General features: G+C 47.7%; 1 rRNA gene. It reads right to left on the bottom strand.

Annotation, left to right across the window (positions count from 1 at the left end):
* Positions 1-378 (bottom strand): 16S ribosomal RNA (locus H8S01_RS13890); the annotation flags it as partial.
* Positions 379-539 lie beyond the last annotated feature (161 nt).

The raw sequence follows: 539 nt of genomic DNA, 5'->3' as shown, positions 1-539 counted from the left end.
CCCCACTGCTGCCTCCCGTAGGAGTCTGGGCCGTGTCTCAGTCCCAATGTGGCCGGTCACCCTCTCAGGTCGGCTACTGATCGTCGGCTTGGTGGGCCGTTACCTCACCAACTACCTAATCAGACGCGGGTCCATCTCACACCACCGGAGTTTTTCACACCGCTTCATGCGAAGCTGTGCGCTTATGCGGTATTACCAGTCGTTTCCAACTGCTATCCCCCTGTGTGAGGCAGGTTACCCACGCGTTACTCACCCGTCCGCCACTCAGTCATAAAAAACTTCATTCCGAAAAAATCTGTCTTAAATGCTTCGTTCGACTTGCATGTGTTAAGCACGCCGCCAGCGTTCATCCTGAGCCAGGATCAAACTCTCATAAAAAGTGTCTGATTCCAGCCAGTTAAACTAACTAGCTAAAATACAATCCGTTCATCATTTTCATGATGTACTGTTTTAAAGGATGCATCTGTTTAAGATGCTGTTCGTTGAATAATTCTTAAAGAATTTTCAGGGTTGTTTTACTGTTCAGTTATCAGTGTTCA

It is taken from the genome of Lachnospira hominis (ex Liu et al. 2021), from assembly GCF_014287955.1.
GTDB classification, from domain to species: Bacteria; Bacillota; Clostridia; order Lachnospirales; family Lachnospiraceae; genus Lachnospira; species Lachnospira hominis.
This window is presented reverse-complemented; position numbering and strand designations above follow the sequence as displayed.